16 protein-coding genes are annotated in these 18,742 nt (G+C 67.0%); 8 read left to right on the top strand and 8 right to left on the bottom strand.

Annotated features, from left to right (window positions below):
• Positions 1-626 (bottom strand): efflux RND transporter periplasmic adaptor subunit (locus ACN0T5_RS18590; RefSeq protein WP_417770109.1); only part of this gene is annotated, 626 nt, incomplete at its 3' end.
• 395 nt (positions 627-1,021) lie between these two features.
• Between ACN0T5_RS18590 and ACN0T5_RS18585 the strand changes: the two genes are divergently transcribed.
• Positions 1,022-1,750, top strand: a complete 729-nt coding sequence (locus ACN0T5_RS18585; protein WP_417770108.1) for a TetR/AcrR family transcriptional regulator — start codon at positions 1,022-1,024, stop codon at positions 1,748-1,750.
• Positions 1,751-1,810: 60 nt separating this feature from the next.
• Here the strand turns inward: ACN0T5_RS18585 and ACN0T5_RS18580 are convergent, their stop codons facing one another.
• A complete protein-coding gene (locus ACN0T5_RS18580) occupies positions 1,811-2,926 on the bottom strand; it encodes a TRAP transporter substrate-binding protein (RefSeq protein ID WP_417770107.1) in 1,116 nt (371 codons plus the stop codon).
• Between the two features lie 356 nt (positions 2,927-3,282).
• Between ACN0T5_RS18580 and ACN0T5_RS18575 the strand changes: the two genes are divergently transcribed.
• Positions 3,283-3,519 carry an Lrp/AsnC ligand binding domain-containing protein gene (locus ACN0T5_RS18575; protein ID WP_417770106.1) on the top strand — a complete coding sequence of 79 codons (237 nt, stop codon included), beginning with the start codon at positions 3,283-3,285 and terminating at the stop codon, positions 3,517-3,519.
• Between the two features lie 11 nt (positions 3,520-3,530).
• Here the strand turns inward: ACN0T5_RS18575 and ACN0T5_RS18570 are convergent, their stop codons facing one another.
• Positions 3,531-3,932: a winged helix-turn-helix transcriptional regulator gene (locus ACN0T5_RS18570; protein ID WP_417770105.1), complete on the bottom strand. Its 402-nt coding sequence runs from the start codon at positions 3,930-3,932 to the stop codon at positions 3,531-3,533.
• A 180-nt stretch (positions 3,933-4,112) separates the two neighbouring features.
• Between ACN0T5_RS18570 and ACN0T5_RS18565 the strand changes: the two genes are divergently transcribed.
• Positions 4,113-4,493, top strand: a complete 381-nt coding sequence (locus ACN0T5_RS18565) for a VOC family protein (protein ID WP_417770104.1) — start codon at positions 4,113-4,115, stop codon at positions 4,491-4,493.
• A 63-nt stretch (positions 4,494-4,556) separates the two neighbouring features.
• Here ACN0T5_RS18565 and ACN0T5_RS18560 read toward each other — a convergent pair whose 3' ends face one another.
• Complete coding sequence (locus tag ACN0T5_RS18560; protein ID WP_417770103.1) at positions 4,557-5,525, bottom strand: DMT family transporter; 969 nt, start codon at positions 5,523-5,525, stop codon at positions 4,557-4,559.
• Positions 5,526-5,806: 281 nt separating this feature from the next.
• Positions 5,807-8,110 (bottom strand): xanthine dehydrogenase family protein molybdopterin-binding subunit, encoded by a 2,304-nt coding sequence (locus tag ACN0T5_RS18555; protein ID WP_417770102.1) that lies wholly within the window; start codon positions 8,108-8,110, stop codon positions 5,807-5,809.
• 367 nt (positions 8,111-8,477) lie between these two features.
• On the opposite strand from ACN0T5_RS18555, the gene ACN0T5_RS18550 reads away from it, so the two are divergent.
• Positions 8,478-9,503, top strand: coding sequence for a DMT family transporter (locus ACN0T5_RS18550; protein WP_417770101.1), 1,026 nt, complete (start codon positions 8,478-8,480; stop codon positions 9,501-9,503).
• Positions 9,504-9,524: 21 nt separating this feature from the next.
• On the opposite strand, the gene ACN0T5_RS18545 is transcribed toward ACN0T5_RS18550, so the two are convergent.
• The 3 genes from ACN0T5_RS18545 to ade all read right to left on the bottom strand — a co-directional run bounded on the left by ACN0T5_RS18545 (position 9,525) and on the right by ade (position 14,119).
• Positions 9,525-10,394, bottom strand: coding sequence for a substrate-binding domain-containing protein (locus ACN0T5_RS18545; protein ID WP_417770100.1), 870 nt, complete (start codon positions 10,392-10,394; stop codon positions 9,525-9,527).
• Positions 10,395-10,553: 159 nt separating this feature from the next.
• Positions 10,554-12,113, bottom strand: a complete 1,560-nt coding sequence (locus ACN0T5_RS18540) for a long-chain-fatty-acid--CoA ligase (protein WP_417770111.1) — start codon at positions 12,111-12,113, stop codon at positions 10,554-10,556.
• A gap of 299 nt (positions 12,114-12,412) precedes the next feature.
• On the bottom strand, positions 12,413-14,119 hold the full coding sequence (gene ade, locus ACN0T5_RS18535) for an adenine deaminase (RefSeq protein WP_417770110.1): 1,707 nt from the start codon (positions 14,117-14,119) through the stop codon (positions 12,413-12,415).
• Between the two features lie 278 nt (positions 14,120-14,397).
• Here ade and ACN0T5_RS18530 point away from each other — a divergent pair, with 278 nt between their 5' ends.
• From ACN0T5_RS18530 to ACN0T5_RS18515, 4 genes are all read left to right on the top strand, one after another.
• A complete protein-coding gene (locus ACN0T5_RS18530) occupies positions 14,398-15,687 on the top strand; it encodes an ROK family protein (RefSeq protein WP_417770099.1) in 1,290 nt (429 codons plus the stop codon).
• The gene (locus tag ACN0T5_RS18525) at positions 15,684-16,610 is read left to right on the top strand and encodes a carbohydrate kinase family protein (RefSeq protein WP_417770098.1); all 927 of its coding nucleotides are present in this window, start codon (positions 15,684-15,686) and stop codon (positions 16,608-16,610) included. Before ACN0T5_RS18530 ends, ACN0T5_RS18525 begins: the two co-directional genes overlap by 4 nt.
• 30 nt (positions 16,611-16,640) lie before the next feature.
• The gene (gene zwf / locus ACN0T5_RS18520; RefSeq protein WP_417770097.1) at positions 16,641-18,113 is read left to right on the top strand and encodes a glucose-6-phosphate dehydrogenase; all 1,473 of its coding nucleotides are present in this window, start codon (positions 16,641-16,643) and stop codon (positions 18,111-18,113) included.
• Between the two features lie 191 nt (positions 18,114-18,304).
• On the top strand, positions 18,305-18,742 hold a 438-nt coding region (locus tag ACN0T5_RS18515; protein ID WP_417770096.1), incomplete at its 3' end, for a dihydroxy-acid dehydratase.

Below are 18,742 nucleotides of genomic sequence, written 5' to 3'. Positions count from 1 at the left end.
ACGCGGGTCACGACGCCTTCGCCCCCCGCCTCGAGGCGGGCATAGGCAAGCTGGTTGGCGGCCAGGATGCGCTGCTCTGCAGCCGCCTTGAGAGACGCGGCGGCCGCATCGTCCAAGGCCACCGCCTGATCGAGCGACGCCTGGCTGACATGCCCCTTGTCGCGAAGCGAGGCGATCCGCGTGCGGTCTTCGGCGGCGCGGCGGGACTGCGCCCGGGCCGCCCGCACCTCGGCCTCGCGCGCCCTGAGCGCCGCCTCGAGGTCCAAGGTATCGAGAATGGCAATTGCATCGCCCGGCTTCACCCGGTCACCGACATCGACGACACGCTCGGAGATCTTGCCCCCGACACGGAAGGCGATGGGCGCATCGCTGCGGGCGCGGATGACGCCCGTCAGCGAAATCGTGCGCTCGCCGGCCGGCGTCGCGGGTTCGACCCAGACGGTGCGCGCCGGCTTGATCACGTCCTCCTCGACAGCCGCCTCCGGCTGGCATGCCGCTGCGACGGCACCCAGCGCAACCACACCTGCAAGGCGCGACAGGGACATACGGTGCAGGCGCGAGGGGGCGTCCGAAACATCTGGCCGGATCAAATCGACGAGGCTGGAAAATGCGGGGAAACGGCTCATCTCATCTTCTCTCCGGTCAGGTGTTCCGGTCGTTGAAAGCCCCGGGCGCGGCGTCTTGCGAACGGGCAGCGGATAGCCGCCCGGGAGGATCGTCGATCCGCCGCCGGATTGCGGCGAGCGCCCGGCACGAATATGGATATTAAATGACGATTGTCAACAAACGTCAGGGAACATATATCATATACAAGATCGGTCGTACCCGCCGAGGCCCTTTGCGCACCGATGCCCGCCAGCCACGAACCGGCTGCGGGTCACGGGACAAGTTGACGCAACAGCCGGCTGCTCCCATTGTTGGCGCGAACCGGCCCGTGCGGGCGTACACGACCAGCGGCCACCGCGCGGCACCGCCGTCGATCACGGCGTAGCGAAGAAACACAAAACCGGATCAGTGCATGATGAGTGACGTGCTTGAGAGCGAAGAGACACTGGCAGCAACCCGGGACGGGACGACGAGCGCGGCCGCGCATGACATGCGCCGGCGGATCGTCGAGAAGGCCAGCGAGCTGTTTCACCACTACGGCTACCAGAAGACCACCGTCGCCGACATCGCCCGGGAACTGGGCATGTCACCGGCCAATGTCTACCGCTTCTTCGCCTCGAAGGCGGAGCTGACCAAGGCCGTCACGTTGCTGGTCACCGGCGGTTTGCGCGAGGCGATGGAAAAGGGCATGGAGACGGCCGAGGGCAGTTCGGCCGACAGGCTGCGCCAGATGGTCCGCCAGCATTTCCACCACACCCGCGACAGCTATACCGCGGACCGCAAGATCCACGACCTGCTCGAAGCCGCGATGGAAGAGGCCTGGGACGAGATCGAGGTCCACAAGGCCGAGATGCGCGGTTCGTTCGCCCGGCTCATCCGCGAGGGAATCGAGAAGGGCGAGTTCGCCGACCAGGACGCCGACTCGGCGGCGATGCTGTTCCAGCATTCGCTGGTGATGTTCTTTCATCCCGCGCTCGTGGCGCAGACCTGCCGCTGCCTGCCCGAGGGACATCAGGACCTGATGTTCGATCCGATGGTGGATTTCGCCCTTGCCGCATTGCGCGACGGCCGGTTCCGCGAACTGCCGCCGGAACTCAGGGGTCCCGGACCGGCGCGGCCCCTTCAAGGATACTCCGCCGGCTAGTGCGTCTGAAATTCGCGCAAAGCGTGCCGCCAGGCGAACCGAACGTCGGACGCGAGGCGACTAGGACGGGCGCCGACGCTCGAGAAACAGCCGTTCTGACGCATCGCTCCAGGGGGCGAGCCGCGCCAGCGCGCGGACATAGCTCTTGTAGATCTCGCGATCGAGATCCCCGCCACCGGCAAGGCCGGCAACGACATCGGTCGACGTGTCGCGCAGCGCGGTCGTGATCTCCTCCGGATAGACCTGGAGCTCCACCCCGTCCTCCTCGACCAGCTGGCGCGTCGCCTCCGCGTTCTTCCAGGCGCTTTCCGCCATGCCGTGCAGGGTTTCCATCCGGCAGGCGGCAGCGATGATGGCGCGCAGATCGTCCGGCAGGCCGTCAAAGGCGACCCGGTTGACGAGCGCCTCGGTGGTGCCGTTCGGTTCGTGGAAACCGGGCGTATAGCAAAGCTTGGTGACCGTCTGGAAGCCCATCGCCCGGTCGCTCTCCGGCCCGAGAAACTCGGCCGCGTCGATCAGCCCGCTCTTCAGCGCCGGCACCAGTTCGGACGGCGGCAGGGAAACGGGGGTTGCCCCGAGCCGGCGCATCACCTCGCCTCCCAGTCCCGGCATCCTGACGCGCAGGCCCTTGAGGTCGTCCAGCGTCCGGAGCGGCTTCATGTACCAGCCGCCAAGCTGTCCGCCGCCATTGCCGCCGGGAAACGGCTTGATCGCGAAGGGGGCATAAAGCCGGTCCCACAGGGCCTGGCCGCCGCCCTCCCCGATCCAGGTCACATGCTCGTGCGGCAGGAAGCCGAAGGGAACCGTGGCGAAGAAGACCGCAGCCGGCAGCCGGTCCTGCCAGAACGTCGACGAGGCATGGCCCATCTGCGCCGTACCGGCGGAAACGGCGTCGAACACCTCGCTGCCGGCCACCAGCCCGCCTGCGGGAAACAGGCGCACCCGCATCCGCCCGCCGCTCAGCAATGCGATGGCATCGCAGATGCGCTGCGCCGACTGGCCGGGACCGGGAAGGTCGGCCGGCCAGGCGGTGGCCATCTTCCATTCGATGGTCGGCTGCGCGATCGCCGGCGTGGCAAGGCCGCCAGCCAGCCCGAACCCGGCAAGGCCGAGCGCGCCGCGTCGCGTCACCGTCAAGGACGGCGCGGGGTGTGATGGGGACGTCGGGCGGGTCATGAGGCCATGTCTTCGGTTCGGCATTCGTTCTTGGCCGGTTGCGATGCGCCGGATGCCTGCTGGCAAACGCCGGTGCAATATTCGCCGACCGGGCCGGCCTGCCCCGGACACAAGGTCCGGACATGCTTCGCGGCAGGGATACTCAGCGGTTTCATGGCAGACTCCGACACCCGCCGCAACTTCGCAAGCCCGGAACGTTCAAGTTTTCGGGTTCGGCGGCATTTGCCCGGACCTGTTTCACGCGCCATGCGGACCGGACGGGCGCGGGGGCGAGGTTCCCCTTGCCCCGCGCCAAGACATCCGCTTCACTGTCCGGCGACTCGGCGGCATGCGCCGCCCCGGCTCCGGAGATTGAAATGGTTCCGTTTTTCGTGATGATCAAGTGCCACCTGGGCAAGGCCTACCAGGTCGCCAACGCCATCGCCGACGCCGAGATCGCTTCCGAGATCTATTCCACGGCCGGCGACTATGACCTCCTGGTCAAGGTCTATGTCGAGGACGACGCCGATATCGGCCACTTCGTCAACGAGAAGCTGCACCCGTTCGACGGCATTCTCGACACCAAGACGATCATCACCTTCAAGGCGTTCTAGGGTCAGGACTTCTAGCTGAACCTGATTTCAGGCGCGGTGACCTGACTGATCGCTCCGCCGGTGTTCACCGCACGATAGATGGACCTCGGCGGGCGCGCGGCGCCGTCAACGCTGCGGCACACCCAGCTTCTCGCCTCCATTGATTTCAGCGACTGCGACAGGGCCCGGTCCGTTATCGTCCGCAGGTTTCGCTTGATGTCGCTGAAATGGCTCGGCGTGTGCAGCGATACGAGAACCGGCAACGTCCATGACCGGCGCAGCAGGGGCAGATCGTCCTCCGTGGAGACATGGTGGATTCTGCCGGCGATGGCGGCGGCTGTCCCCCCCATCGGTGTGAGCCGGAATTCCGGGCGCAGCGGATGGCCGTAACCGGGGTTCCGTTCGACCAGCCCCATTTCGATCAAGTGATCCATGCTTTGCGCGAAGGCGGTCCTGCTTGCGCCGGTCGCAGCCAGGAGCGGCGCCTGACGCCCGGCGACACCCGAATGCAGGCTCGACAATATGGGCAGGGCCCAGGCCCTCGAAGTGAGGTTGACAAGCATCCCTATGTCCATAAAGTATATTTAGTATATTTTGAATCACGAGGAAAGCCCATGTCACTCATTTCGCTCGAACAAACCATCACCATCGCAATGTCGGTCAAGGACCGCCATGCCAGCGCGAAATGGTACGAAACCATGCTGGGATTTGAGGCGCTCTATCATGCTGATGATGCTGGCTGGTCCGAGCTTCAGACGAACACGCCCGGCGTCACGATCGGCCTTGGCGAGCATACCAAGCCCGCGCCCGGCAACTGCGTACCGGTCTTCGGCATCGCCGACCTGGATTCCGCCCGGCGGAAACTGGAAGAGGCCAAGGTCAGGTTTGATGGCGAAACGGATGTTGTCGAGGGCATGGTCAAGACCGCAACATTCTACGATCCTGACGGCAACGCGCTTATGCTTGCAGAGGATCTGACCGGCGAGGCTGCATAGGCGGAGCCTTTCCAGAACGTCACGCCCGGAAATCCGTTCGGGCCACCCCACCAGACGCCGCGATCACACCTTGGAGGGCGTCACCGTGCGCCGCTCCTTGGAGCGGTCAAGACCGAGCTGCCGCTCGCGGTAGATGACGAAGACGCCGGCCCCGATAACGATCAGCGCCCCCAGAACGACCTCTCCGGTCGGGATCTCGGAAAAGACGAGCCAGCCGACAATCACCGTCCATATCATGGTCGTGTATTCGAAGGGCGCGATGGTCGAGGCATCGGCATAGCGGTAGCTCTGGGTCAGCAGGATCTGGCCGACACCGCCGAGCAGTCCGATCAGCACGAGGATCACCGCATCCCCGGTGTCCGGCATGACCCAGCCGAAGGGGGCCGTCATCAACGCGAAAAGCGAGGTGACGGCGGCGAACCACACGACGATGGTCGAGGTCCGCTCCGTGCTGGTCAGCCGCCGCACGGTGATCATGGCAAGCGCCATGAAGACGGCGGCCGCGAAGGCAAGCATGGCGCCCTCGGACGCCTCCTCGCTGAGCACCGCCCCGCCCAGGTGCGGCGACAGGATGATGAGGATGCCGAAAAACCCGACGATGACCGCGCTCCAGCGATAGGCGCGCACCTTTTCGCGCAGGATGATCGCGGCCAGCGCCACGGTGATCAGCGGCGCGGAGAAGCTGATGGCGGTGGCATCCGGCAACGGCAGGCGCGCCAGCGCACCGAACCACATGGCCATCGCCGACCCGCCGACGATCGCCCGGCTGACATGGCCCCACGGGCGGCGGGTGGTGAAGGCGACCGCGAGCTGGCCCTGCCAGGCCACCATGACAAGCACCGGGATCATGCCGAAGAAGGACCGGGCGAAGATCAGTTCGCCGACCGGATAGCGGCCGTCGAGAACCTTCACCATCGCGACCATGCCGGTGAAGATCAGCGCCGAGGCCACTTTCAGGCCGATGCCGAGACGGGGATTGTAGGCGTTCAGTTCACGGACGGGCGGACCGGAGGGCGCTTCTTCCGAAGACACCGGATCCGCAGGACCTTCGCCGGTGCCTTTGCCGGTACATTGACCGGGAACTTCGCTGGGGTCGGAACGGTCAAGGGGCATGCCGGCAGGGATCCGCGACTGGCTCCAGCGACGCTGGCAATGTGCCTGAACCCGCCGGTCTGGAACGACTTTCCGTATTTATATGATGAATCGCAAGGGCTTTTCCCGCGCAAAACGCAGGGCACCCCTGCGCCACCCACATGACCTTACGGAAAACGAAAGCCGCCGCCGGGACAAATAGCCGGCGGCGGCTCGCCGTGTCAGCTGCGCGCGGCGGCGATCGCCTCCCAGACCCGCGACGGCGTCGCCGGCATTTCGATCTGCGCCACACCTGCACCGCGGCGCAGGGCATCGTTGACGGCGTTCATGACCGCCGGCGCCGCGCCGATCGTGCCGGCCTCGCCCGCGCCCTTGATGCCGAGCGCGTTGGTGGTCGAGGGCACGTTGCGCGTCTCGAAGCGGATATCGGGAATGTCGGCGGCACGCGGCATCCGGTAGTCGAGGAAGGAAGCCGTGAGGAGCTGGCCGTCGCTGTCATAGACGGTGTGCTCCATCACGGCCTGCCCGATCGCCTGGACGACGCCGCCATGCACCTGGCCGGCCAGCAGCATGGGGTTCACCGTCACGCCGAAATCGTCGACGATGAGATAGCCGACAAGCTCGATGTCGCCGGTTTCGGGATCGATCTCCAGTTCGCAGACATGGGTGCCGTTGGGATAGGTCGCTTCCGTCTGCTTGACCTCCTCGCGCCCCGACAGGGGTTCGGGTGCCGCTGCCGCGATCTCTGCCAGCGTGATCGCCCGGTCGGTTCCCACGACCCGAACGGACCCGTCCATCAGCTCCAGGTCCTCGACACCGGCCTCCAGCTTGTCGGCGGCCAGGTCCTTGACCTTCTTCACCAGCGACTTCGAGGCTTCGAGCACGGACGGCAGGCCGATCGGGATCGAGCGCGAACCGCCCGTGCCGCCGCCCTTGCGCACCCGGTCGGTGTCGCCCTGGATCATGGTGATCCGGTCGAGGTCGACGCCGAACTGCTCGGCGATGATCTGGCCGTAGGCGGTGGCGTGCCCCTGGCCGTTGGTCTGGGTGCCGATCAGCAGCGTCAGCGAGCCGTCGCCGCCAAGCTCCACCGTCGCCTCCTCGGACCCGGCAAAGGCGCAGGCCTCGATATAGGTCGCCATGCCGATGCCGCGATATCTCCCCCGCTCCGCGGACGCCGCCGCACGGGCCTCGAACCCGTCCCAGTCGGCATCGGCCAGCGCCTTGTCCATATGGGCGGCGAACTCGCCGGTATCGTACATGCGGCCCGTGTGGGTCGTGTAGGGAAGCTGCTCCGGCGTGATGAAGTTGCGCCGCCGGATCTCGGCCGGCGCAAGGTCCATGTCGGCCGCCGCCTTGTCGACGAGGCGCTCCAGAAGATAGGCGGCCTCCGGCCGTCCCGCCCCGCGATAGGCGTCTGTCGGCACGGTGTGGGTGAAGACGCCCTTCATCGCCGCGTGCATGGCCGGGATGTCATAGAGACCGGTCGTCATCGACAGGCCGAGGAAGGGAATGAACGGCCCGTACTGGTGCAGGTAGGCGCCCATCGCGGCGATCAGGTCGACCCGCATGGCAAGAAACCGCCCGTCCCGGTCGAGCGCCATCTCGGCGACCGCGAGATTGTCGCGCCCGTGCGCGTCGGCAAGGAAATGCTCGGTGCGCTCGCAGACCCACTTCACCGGCCGCCCCAGCCGCTCGGCGGCAACCAGGCAGACCGGATATTCGGGATAGACGAAATTCTTCGTGCCGAAGCCGCCGCCGACATCCGGCGTGACGACGCGCAGCCGGTCCTTCTCGATACGCAGAATGTCGCCGGTGATGATGTCGCGCATGCCATGACCGCCCTGGGTCCCGGTCGTCAGCGTGTAACGCCCGGTCTCCGGATCGAATTCGGCGATGCAGCCGCGCGGCTCCATGTAGTTGCACACGAGCCGGTTGTTGACGATCTCGATGCGGGTGACGTGATGGGCCTTGTCGAAGGCCGCCGCCGTCGCGCCGGCATCGCCGATCTCGTAGTTGAAGGCGACGTTGGTGCCGGTTTCCGGCCACACAAGCGGGGCGCCGGGCGTCAAGGCATCCCCTGTCTCGACCACCGCATCGAGCGGCTCGTAGTCGATCTCGATCAGCTCCGCCGCCGACTTGGCATTGGCAAGCGTATCGGCGACGACAAGCACGATCGGCTCGCCGACATGGCGCACCGTGTCGGTGGCAAGCACCGGACGCGGCGGCACTGCGTGGCGGGTGCCGTCGGGCTGGGTCAACACCACCTTGGTCGGCATCAATCCGAGGTCGGGGATGTCGGCGGCCGACATCACCATGACAACGCCGGGCGCCGCACGGGCATCGTCAAGCGGCCCGAGCGCGATGCGGGCATGCGCCATCGACGAGCGCAGGACGAAGGCCCGCAGGGCTCCCTCCGGCGCGATATCGTCGGTATAGCGGCCATGGCCGGTGACAAGCGCGTCATCTTCCTTGCGGCGGACGGGCGCACCCATCCCGAACTTGGCGTGAACCGTCTCGTTCATTGGAAAGCCTCGTTGCTATGGACCGGGGCGGCGCCCGGAAATCGCTGCGTGGTCATGAAGGCGTTGCGAGCGACATGTCGCGCGCGCCGGAAGGATCAAGGGCCGCCGCCCGGGACGCACGGGAGGGTGCAGCTCCGGAAAGGCCGATGCCCGGCGGGCGAATCGGGGTCCGGCTCGCCCGACAAACGACGACCCGAACCTTAACGGCAACCGACCGCTCTCGCCAAGGGCCGGGATACGACATCTGAATGCGTATGCAGCACACCCCTTCCCCATCCGGGTCGGCGCGCGCTATGCTTGCCGCCTCGCCTTGACGGGTCCTCAGCCCCGCCCCACCCCCACTGCACAGGCACGGATCGGCCCGCCAATGTCCGCAAACCAAGAGCGCCCCGACCCCGCCGGCACAGGCAAGGGGACGGACGCGCCCGGCGGCGGAGCGACGGCAAGACCCGGCCTGGCGGCCCGCTACCGCGATGCCGGAGACCGGCTGGCGCTGCTGCCGGACAATGTACGCGGCATTCTCTGGATGCTTGTCGCCGGCCTGTTCTTCACCTTCATGGTGACCCTGATCAAGCTGCTCGGCGAGCGGCTTCACGTCGCCGAGATCATCTTCATCCGCCAGATCGTGATGGCGACGATCGTCGCCCCGACGATCATCTACGGCCTGCCGGGATCGCTGAAGACCAGCCGGCCTCACCTGCATGTCATCCGGGTGAGTTGCGCCTCCGTGGCAATGCTCACGGGCTTTACAGCCGTCGTGCACCTGCCGCTCGCGGATGCGACCGCGATCGGCTTTTCCAAGACGTTCTTCCTGACGATCTTCGCGATCCTGTTTCTCAGTGAGACCGTCGGCCGGCATCGCTGGGCGGCGACGGCGATCGGCTTTCTCGGGGTGATCGTCATCCTCCAGCCCGGCGGCGACGGCGGCTTCAACATCTACGCGGCAATGGCGGTCGGCGGCGCGGCGGCGGCGGCCGTCGTCATGATCATCATCCGCAAGCTGTCTCAGGTGGAGCGGCCGGTGACGATCCTCACCTATCAGGCGGTCTTTGTCGGCCTGATCATGCTGCCCATCGCGCTCTACTACTGGGTGACGCCGACCCTGGCAGAATGGGGGTTGCTGCTGGTGGTCGGGCTGGTGTCCTGGGCCGGCCAGATGTGCAACATCCGGGCCTTTCGCGCCGGCGAGGCATCGGCGCTCGCGGCGCTCGACTACGCAAGGCTTCTCTATGCGACCGCGATCGGCTTCCTGGTCTTCGGCGACCTGCCGGCGCCGGCGACCTATGCGGGCGCCGCGCTGATCGTCGCCGGCGCGCTCTACACGGTGTGGCGCGAGAACCGGCTGGGCCGGCAGGTCACGGCCCGCACGGGCGTGCGTGCCGATCCCCCCTAGGCGCAAGCCCGGGGCGCGGGGTCAGCCGCCGTTGAAATGCGGGGTGAGGATCCCGTCCACGCGGTAGCCGCCAAGCGAACCGGCCATGGAGGAAAAAGCCGGGGAACGGGTGAAGGCCACCAGCGCCTGGAACGGCGCCTCGAACCACTCGCGCCGGGCAACGAGCAGATCGAAGCGCTCCTCGCAGACAGGCACGAAATCCAGCTTGAACTGCCGGGCCGAGGCGGCAAGGCCGAAAGCGGCATCGGCGCTGCCGTCGAGCACGGCGAGCGCCGCCTCGCGCTCGTCGCGCGCGACCGGGCCGCCCTCCGGCACGGCAAGGCCCGCCTCGCCGAAGAGCCGCTCGAGCAGCAACTGTCCGCCCGCCTGCGCCTGCCGGCGCACGACCCGCTTGCCGGCAAGGTCGGGGAGAGCCGAGATCGCGGCGGGATTGCCCGGCGGCACGATGATGCCGCGACTGCGCCAGGCCCACTCGACCAGAACGACCGGACGGAAACGGAACCGGCGGGCGATCAGCTCCCGGTTCCAGCCCTCGTCCTCGACCACGTGCAGGCCGGCGGCGATCCCTTCCGAGCGGTCGAAACGGTCGAGCCCGTCGAGACTGCCGTCGAAGAACGTCGCAAGACCCGAGCCCGATTCGCGCAAGGCCCATTCCAGCAGCGGGTCATGACTGCCGAGAACCACCTGCGGGCGCGCCACATCGTGGCCGGGCGCATCGCTGGCATTCTCGATCCAGGCCAGCACCACCTCGCGCGGGAACAGCAGCTTGCCGGTGGCGCGGCTGTGCGGGATTTCCCCGGCGGCGGCAAGATCGTAGATCTTGCGCTCCTTGACGCGGAGCAGGTCCGCCATTTCCTTGGTCGTCAGATAGGTCGGCGGTTCGGCCGTCATCGTGCCGGGAATCCTGTTTGCGGGCAGCTCGTTGCGAACGAAAGGGAACACGCGTCCGACAATGCCAAGCCGCCGCCCGCACTTCAAGCGCGACGCATCGCCCCGTCCCGGCCGGGCGCGACGTCAGGTGCAAGGTCAGGCACGAGGTCAGGCGCGAGGTCAGGCGCCTTGCGCGCGTTTCGCCGTCTCCTCCTCGACCAGTTCCTTCTTCGAAAGCTTGCCGACCATGGTCTTGGGCAGGCTGTCGCGGAATTCGACCTCCTGGGGCAGCTCGATCGGCGACAGGTGCCCCTTCAGGAAGGTGCGCAGGTCCTCGGCCTCCAGCGTCTCGCCGGCCCGCAGCTTGACGAAGGCTTTCGGCGCCTGGCCGCGATAGGCATCGGGAATGGCGATGACGATCGTCTCCTCGACCGAGGGGTGCTGGTAGATCGCCTCCTCGATCACACGCGGATAGACATTGTAACCCGAACACAGGATCAGGTCCTTGATCCGGTCGACCAGATAAACGAAGCCGTCCTTGTCGCGATAGCCGACATCGCCGGTGTGAAGCGCTCCGTTGCGGATGGTCCGCGCGGTCTCCTCGGGCCGGTTGTAATAGCCGGCCATGACCTGCGGGCCGCGCACGACAAGCTCGCCCTTCTCGCCTTCCGGCATCAGCTTGCCCGGCTCCTCGATGTCGTGGAACTCCAGCGTCGTGCCGGGAGCCGCCAGCCCGATGGAGCCGGCCCGGCGATGCTCGTTGAGCGGGTTGGCGGCAACGAGCGGCGAGGCTTCCGTCAATCCGTAGCCCTCGACCAGCATGCAGCCGGTGCGCTTCTCGAACTGCTCCTTGACCTCCACCGGCAGCGGCGCGCCGCCGGAAATGCACAACCGGACGCTGGTCAGGTCATAGCCCCTGGCCAACTCCGAATTGTTGATGGCGGTGTAGATCGTCGGCACGCCGGGAAACAGCGTGATCTTCTTGCGCTTGATCGTGTCGAGCAGCATCTTCAGTTCAAAGCGCGGCATCAGCACCATTTCAGCACCGATGGCGACCGACAGGTTCTGCGCCACCGTCATCGCGAAGACGTGGAAGAAGGGCAGCACGCACAGCTTCTTCTCCTGGCCCGGCCGGGCATCGCAGAACAGGGTGCGCAGCTGCTCCAGGTTTGCGGCAAGGTTGGTATGGGTGAGCATCGCTCCCTTGGGAACGCCCGTGGTGCCGCCGGTATATTGCAGCACCGCCACATCCTTGTCGGGGGTAATGTCGCAGGCGCGCGGCGCCGACCCGTGGCCGATCACCCCGGAATAGCGGGGATGGGCGTCGTCATCGGGGATCGTTGCCCGCTCGCGCCCCTTGAACAGGGTGAACAGGAGTTTCTTGGGCTGCGGCAGGATGTCGGCCATCGGGCAGACGATGATCCGGTCGAGCGTGCCCTCGCGGCGAACCGCCTCGACCTTGTCGTAGATGATCTTCAGGTCGAGGGTCACCATGATGCGCGTGCCGGAATCGCGCGCCTGGAACGACAGCTCGCGCTCCACATAGAGCGGATTGAAGTTGACGATGATGCCGCCGATCTTCAGCACCGCGAAATAGAAGACCGTGTAATAGGGCGTGTTGGGCAGGCACAGGCCGACCTTGGTCCCCTTCACCACCCCCATCGCCTGAAGGCCGGCGGCCGCCCTGTCGACCAGCGCGCCGATCTCGGCATAGGTCCAGCCCTTGCCGAGAAAGTCCATCGCCGGACGGTCCCCGAACCGGCGCACCGTGTCGTCGAGATAGGAATGGATGGGCTGCGGACGAAAAGCGGCAAGCCAAACCTGGGGTTCGCTCAAGGTGGTTCCTCCCGGACCGGATGTTCTCGTTCTCGCCGCCTCCCCCCGAAGGCAGCGGTGCCGGCTTGCGCGGCGTCGGCAAAAGATGGAACAAGCTTCCCTTTACGTCAACGTTAAATGACGGGCCCGACCGTTTTTCGAAGGCCGGCCGGGTTTCAGGATACCACGGCTTGGCCGCGACCGCCGCGACCCTTGCATGCGCTTCAATCGACGAGCGAAAACCGGTCGACGTCGAACAGCCCCATGTCGGTGATCTTCAAGTGGGGAATGACCGGCAGCGGCAGGAACGCGACCTGGAGGAACGGCTCGGGCAAGCCGCACCCGAGCTGCCGGGCGGCATGGCGCAGCGCCTCCAGCGCGTGGCGGACCTCCTCGAACGGCTCGAGGCTCATCAACCCGGCGACCGGCAGGGCGAGTTCGGCGACGATCCGCTCGCCGTCGGCAACAACGAAGCCGCCCTGCAGCGCCGCGATGCGGTTCACCGCGCTCGCCATGGAAAGGTCGTCGGCGCCGACGACGCAGACATTGTGGCTGTCATGGCCGACCGACGAGGCGATGGCACCGCGGGCCAGGCCAAAGCCCGAAACGAAGGCCCGGCCGATATTGCCGTTGCGCCCGTGCCGCTCGACCACCGCGACCTTGACCACATCCTGCGCCGGATCGGCCGGCACGAAACCGTCCGCGACAGGCAGCGAGCGGGTCAGCCGCTCGGTGATGATGCGCCCCGGCACGACACCGATCACCTCGCGCGCATTGGCGCCGTCGCCCGCGATCAGGAAATCCTCCGCGCCCATCTTGCGCAGATGGACACTTTCCAACCCGACCGGCGCAAGCGGGGGACGCGCTTCGAAGAGCGCCGCATCGACCGGCCGACCGGCGGCAACCACCGAATGGACCCGGCAGTCGCGAAGGTCGTCCAGCAAGACGATGTCGGCACGCCAGCCCGGCGCCACCAGCCCCCGGTCGCGCAGGCCGAAGGCGGTCGCCGCCGACCAGCTGGCCGCGCGGTAGGCGTCGCTGGGCCGGGCGCCCTTCGCGATCAGCCGGCGGATCATGCTGTCGAGATGGCCCTCCTCGGCGATGTCGAGCGGGTTGCGGTCATCGGTGCACAGGCAGACGAAGGAGGCCGTGTCCGGCGTGAGGATCTCGGCGAGCGCCTCGAGATCCTTCGACACGGAGCCCTCGCGGATCAGGATGGTCATCCCCTTGGCGAGCTTCTCGCGCGCTTCCGCCGCGCTCGTCGCCTCGTGGTCGGTGCGGATGCGGGCCGCGAGATAGCCGTTGAGATCGAGCCCGGACAGAAGCGGCGCATGCCCGTCGATATGGCGGTCCTGGAAGGCGGCGAGCTTGGCAAGCACCGCCGGGTCGCGGGCCAGCACGCCCGGAAAGTTCATGAACTCGGCAAGGCCGATCACCGCCGGGTGGTCGCGCAAGGGCGCAAGGTCGTCGATCTCCAGCCGCGCGCCGGCGGTCTCGAAGGCCGTTGCCGGCACGCAGGACGAGAGATTGACGCGCAGGTCCATGACCGTGCGCTCCGCCGCATCAAGGAAATAGCGGATGCCCTCGGCGCCAAGCACATTGGCGATCTCGTGCGGGTCGCAGATCGCCGTGGTCACGCCATGCGGCAGCACGCAGCGATCGAATTCCAGCGGTGTGACAAGGGAGGATTCCACATGCAGATGGGTGTCGATGAAACCCGGCACCGCATGCCGGCCACCGGCATCGATCTCGCGGTCGCCGCGATAGGACCCGTGCGTACCGACGATTCGCTCGCCGACAATGGCGATGTCCGTCACCGTCTCGGAACCGTCGATCACCGAGAACAGGCGGGCATTCCGGATCACGAGATCCGCCGGCGCCTCGCCCCGTCCGGCGGCAATCGCACGATCAAGGAAGGCTTGCGTTGCCATGGTATTCGGCATGAGGCGTCTCCTTGGGTGCAGCCGCACGACACGGCCGCCTGTACGGGCGATGGCAGTCTTGCCCGCGACCATGACACAGGCAGGCAGGACCACGCCAGCCTGCCCGGCCGCCGCCCCTGTTGCGCGGTGCAAAAACGATTTCGATTGACAGGGCCGTGGTATCGGAGATTTTATAAATCAACTAAAAGAAATAAATGCAAATGGTCGGGACGGGTCTTTTCCGGCTACCCTGACGCTACGTCGCTTTTCCGGGAGGAACCAAGGCGGTGGCAAGACGCCCGCTCGTCGGACAAGGCTCGAATTCCGTGCAGTTGCGCCGTTACAACGAGCGCATCGTGCTGCAGGTGCTGCGCCGTGTCGGCGAGGCCTCGAAAGCGGACCTCGCCCGCCTCGCCCAGCTTACCAATGCGGCGATCGGCGGAATAATTCAGGACCTCACGGCGATCGGCCTGATCGAGACCCTGGGCAAGCGCCACCTTGGCGGGCGCGGCCAGCCGGCGACCATGCTGCGGCTCGCCCCGACCGGCGCCTACGGCTTCGGCGTGCGTCTCGACCGCACCTCGATCGAGACGGTGATCGCCGACTTTTCGGGCCGCATCATCGGCCGCCAGTCGCATGACCGGTTCCTGCCCTCGCCCGAGCGCGCCGTCGAGATCGTTTCGCGTGACATCGCCAGCCTGCTGAAGCTGATCGCACCGGAGGAACGCACCCGCATCGCCGGCGTCGGCCTCGCCATGCCGTTCAATCTCGGCTCCTGGCTGCATGAGCTCGGCCTGCCGAGCGAGCATTTCCGGCAGTGGGACGACGTCGACTTCAAGCAGATGCTGGAGGCGGAGATCGATTTTCCGGTGTTCTCCGAGAACGACGGAACGGCGGCGGCCATCGCCGAGCTATTCTCCGGCGCCGGGCGCCATGCCGACGATTTCCTCTACCTGTTCATGGGACCGGCCATCGGCGGCGGCCTCGTCTATGGTGGCGACTGCCTGAAAGGCATCAACGGCAATGCCGGCGACGTCGCCATGATCCCGGTTCCCCCGAGCCGCCTTGCCTCGGCGCCCGCGCCGCGCAGCGGCGAACTCGACATCCTGCTGACGCGGGCCTCGATGGTGGCGCTGAAACGGCATCTTGCCCATCACGGCCTCGGCGCGGAGACCCGGGGCGATCTGGAAAGGGCGGTCGCGGCGCGTCATCCCGCCGTCGACGAATGGATGGCGGACTGTGTCGCCGCGCTGACCCCGGCCATCTGGTCGGCGATCTCGCTCATCGACGTGCCGCTCGTCGTCATCGACTTCGACATCGACGGCGGCCTTGCCGACCGGCTGCTTTCCGCGCTCGGCCGTTCACTGGAGCGCGCAGCGCCCGAGGCACGCAATCCGCCGCGCATCCAGCGTGGCTCCTTCGGACAGGACGCAGGCGCGGCAGGCGCCGCCAACCTGCCGATCTTCTTCAACTATTCGCCCCGCGCCGCGATCCTGACGGCGAACGAGACGATGAAAAGCGCAGGCAGCGGCATGGCAGACCGACCGGTCCAGACAAACGGAAACCGACAGACATGATCCTTGTATGCGGCGAAGCCCTGTTCGATCTCTTTGCCGAGGAGGACGGAGAACGGCTGACGCTCGATGCGCGCATCGGCGGCTCACCTTTCAACGTCGCTGTCGGGCTCGCCCGGCTGGAAACACCGGCGGCCTATTTCGGCGGATTGTCGCGCGATTTTCTCGGTCGCAAGCTGAAGGCGGCGCTGGACCGGGAGGGCGTCGACACGAGCCTTGTCGTCGACAGCGACGCGCCGACGACGCTGAGCCTCGTCGGCCTCGACGCGGCGGGAAGTCCCGCCTACAGTTTCTGCGGCGAAGGGGCGGCCGACCGGATGATCTCCCCCACCGACATTCCCGACCTGCCGGAGGCGATCGACACCATCCATCTGGGATCCTTCTCCGCTCTGGTGCCGACGATCGGCGATGCATTGCTGTCGCTCGCCGCGCGCGAACATGGCCGCCGGATGATCGCCTACGACCCGAACATCCGCCCCACCGTGATCGCCGATCTCGATGCCTGGCGAAACCGCATCAGCGTGTTGCTGCCCCATGTCGACCTGCTCAAGATCAGCGCCGAGGACATGGACACGCTCTATCCCGGCGTCGATCCGCTGACGCTCGCCCGCGACTGGCTGGATCACGGCCCGGCGCTGGTCGTGATCACCCGCGGCGGCGAGGGCGCCCTCGGGGTGACGGCCGGATGCGTGGTCTCCGCCGCCGGCCAGAACGTCACCGTGACCGATACGGTCGGCGCCGGCGACACCTACCAGGCCGCCCTGCTGGCACGCCTCGGAGAAACGGTCGGGCGCAACCGCGCGGCCCTGCAGGCGCTCGACGCCGAAACGCTCGCCGGCCTGCTTGCCTATGCCGGGCGGGCTGCGGCCATCACCTGTACCCGGCGCGGAGCGGACCTCCCCCGCCGCGCCGACCTCGCTGCCTGAGGGCATGAACCGCCTTTTGAAAGGATCGCAATGGCAACGCGCGTCATCGAAGTAGCCCCGTTCGACCTGATCGTCTTCGGTGCGACCGGCGATCTTGCCCACCGCAAGCTGCTGCCGGCGCTCTATCACCGGGATCTCGACGGGCAGATCCCGCTGGACGCCCGCATTCTTGCCTGCTCGCGCCGCGACATGGCCGATGCCGACTACCGCAAGTTCGCGGACGAGGCCGTGCGCGAACACGTCAACGACATCGAGGACGAAGCCCTTGCAAGGTTTCTCGACCGTCTCTCCTATCTCTCCGTGGATGCGGCCGGCGACAGGGGCTGGCCGGAGCTTGCCCGCGCCCTGGACGGTCGCGAGGAGGTGGTGCGCGCGTTCTATCTGGCCGTCTCGCCCGACTTCTTCGGCCCGATCTGCGAGCGCATCGGCGCCAACGGCCTGACAACCGATCTTGCCCGCGTCGTCATCGAAAAGCCGATCGGCAAGGACGGCACCTCCGCGCGCGCCGTCAACGCGGCCATCGGCGCGGTGTTCCGCGAAGACCAGATCTTCCGCATCGACCATTATCTCGGCAAGGAAACGGTGCAGAACCTGATGGCGCTGCGCTTCGCCAACGCGCTGTTCGAGCCGCTGTGGAACGCCGCCCATATCGACCACGTGCAGATCACCGTGGCGGAATCACTCGGCGTCGAGGGGCGCGCCGGCTACTACGACACCGCCGGCGCGATGCGCGACATGGTGCAGAACCACATTCTCCAGCTGCTCTGCCTGGTGGCGATGGAGCCGCCGGAATCGATGAACGCGGATTCGGTGCGCGACGAGAAGCTCAAGGTGCTGAAGGCCTTGAGGCCGATGGATGCCGAACATGCGGCAAAGGCAACCGTGCGCGGCCAGTACAGGGCCGGCGCCTCCGCCGGCGGGGCGGTGCCGGGCTACCTGGAGGAGCTCGACGACCCGGCCTCGCAGACCGAGACCTTCGTCGCCGTGAAGGCGGAGATTGCCAACTGGCGCTGGGCGACGGTGCCGTTCTACCTGCGCACCGGCAAGCGGCTCGCCACCCGCGTCTCGGAGATCGTCGTGCAGTTCCGCCCGATCCCGCACTCGATCTTCGGCGAGGAAGCCGGCGCGATCTCCTCCAACCGGCTCGTCATCCGCCTGCAGCCCGACGAGGGCGTGCGCATGCAGGTGATGATCAAGGACCCGGGACCCGGCGGCATGCGCCTGCGCCAGGTGCCGCTCGACATGTCCTTCGCCAAGGCGTTCAAGGTGCGCAACCCGGACGCCTATGAGCGGTTGATCATGGACGTGATCCGGGGCAACCAGACACTGTTCATGCGCCGCGACGAGGTCGAGGCCGCCTGGGCCTGGATCGACCCGATCCTGCTGGCCTGGGCAAGCCAGAAGGAACCGCCGAAGGGATACACGTCCGGCACCTGGGGCCCCTCCGCCGCCATCGCCCTGATCGAGCGCGACGGGCGGACCTGGTTCGAGGACCTGATCTGACCGGTACGGCGAACACGCACCGGACCGGGCCGCACCGCGCATGCCCATCGGGCGTCGCGCCCGGTTGAAGACGATATTAAATCGATTTAAACATCGTGCCGGAACGGGTATCACACCCGCCGGTCCAACAGGAAAGCCGGCCCCGGACATCTCCCGCCCCGGGGACCGCAACCGAAAGGACGGAGACCGCCATGAGCCTTCATTCGACACTCGCAGCCGTCACCGAACGCATCACCGAGCGCAGCCGCGACAGCCGCACCCGCTATCTCGAGCGGATCCGCGCCGCCGGCGAGGCCGGCCCCAAGCGCTCGACGCTGTCCTGCGGCAACCTTGCGCACGGCTTCGCCGCTTGCGGCGTCACCGACAAGTCGCGGCTTGCCGGCGACGTGGTGCCCAATCTCGGCATCATCACCGCCTATAACGACATGCTCTCCGCCCACCAGCCCTATGAGCGCTTTCCCGAACTGATCCGCGACGCGGCGCGCGAGGTCGGCGGCGTTGCCCAGGTGGCCGGCGGCGTGCCGGCCATGTGCGACGGCGTCACGCAAGGGCAGACCGGCATGGAACTGTCGCTGTTTTCCCGCGACGTGATCGCCATGTCGGCGGCTGTCGGCCTGTCGCACCAGATG

The sequence above is a fragment of the Stappia sp. genome (genome assembly GCF_048261845.1).
In the GTDB taxonomy this organism is placed as follows: Bacteria; Pseudomonadota; Alphaproteobacteria; order Rhizobiales; family Stappiaceae; genus Stappia.
The sequence above is the reverse complement of the archived record's forward strand: the minus strand, read 5'-3'. Positions and strand labels throughout refer to the sequence as shown.

Coding starts and splice junctions, on each gene's coding strand:
- ACN0T5_RS18585 (WP_417770108.1), top strand. CDS start 1,022: ATGAGTGACGTGCTTGAGAGCGAAGAGACACTGGCAGCAACCCGGGAC.
- ACN0T5_RS18580 (WP_417770107.1), bottom strand. CDS start 2,926: ATGACCCGCCCGACGTCCCCATCACACCCCGCGCCGTCCTTGACGGTG.
- ACN0T5_RS18575 (WP_417770106.1), top strand. CDS start 3,283: ATGGTTCCGTTTTTCGTGATGATCAAGTGCCACCTGGGCAAGGCCTAC.
- ACN0T5_RS18570 (WP_417770105.1), bottom strand. CDS start 3,932: ATGGATCACTTGATCGAAATGGGGCTGGTCGAACGGAACCCCGGTTAC.
- ACN0T5_RS18565 (WP_417770104.1), top strand. CDS start 4,113: ATGTCACTCATTTCGCTCGAACAAACCATCACCATCGCAATGTCGGTC.
- ACN0T5_RS18555 (WP_417770102.1), bottom strand. CDS start 8,110: ATGAACGAGACGGTTCACGCCAAGTTCGGGATGGGTGCGCCCGTCCGC.
- ACN0T5_RS18550 (WP_417770101.1), top strand. CDS start 8,478: ATGTCCGCAAACCAAGAGCGCCCCGACCCCGCCGGCACAGGCAAGGGG.
- ACN0T5_RS18545 (WP_417770100.1), bottom strand. CDS start 10,394: ATGACGGCCGAACCGCCGACCTATCTGACGACCAAGGAAATGGCGGAC.
- ACN0T5_RS18540 (WP_417770111.1), bottom strand. CDS start 12,113: ATGGACTTTCTCGGCAAGGGCTGGACCTATGCCGAGATCGGCGCGCTG.
- ade (WP_417770110.1), bottom strand. CDS start 14,119: ATGGCAACGCAAGCCTTCCTTGATCGTGCGATTGCCGCCGGACGGGGC.
- ACN0T5_RS18525 (WP_417770098.1), top strand. CDS start 15,684: ATGATCCTTGTATGCGGCGAAGCCCTGTTCGATCTCTTTGCCGAGGAG.
- zwf (WP_417770097.1), top strand. CDS start 16,641: ATGGCAACGCGCGTCATCGAAGTAGCCCCGTTCGACCTGATCGTCTTC.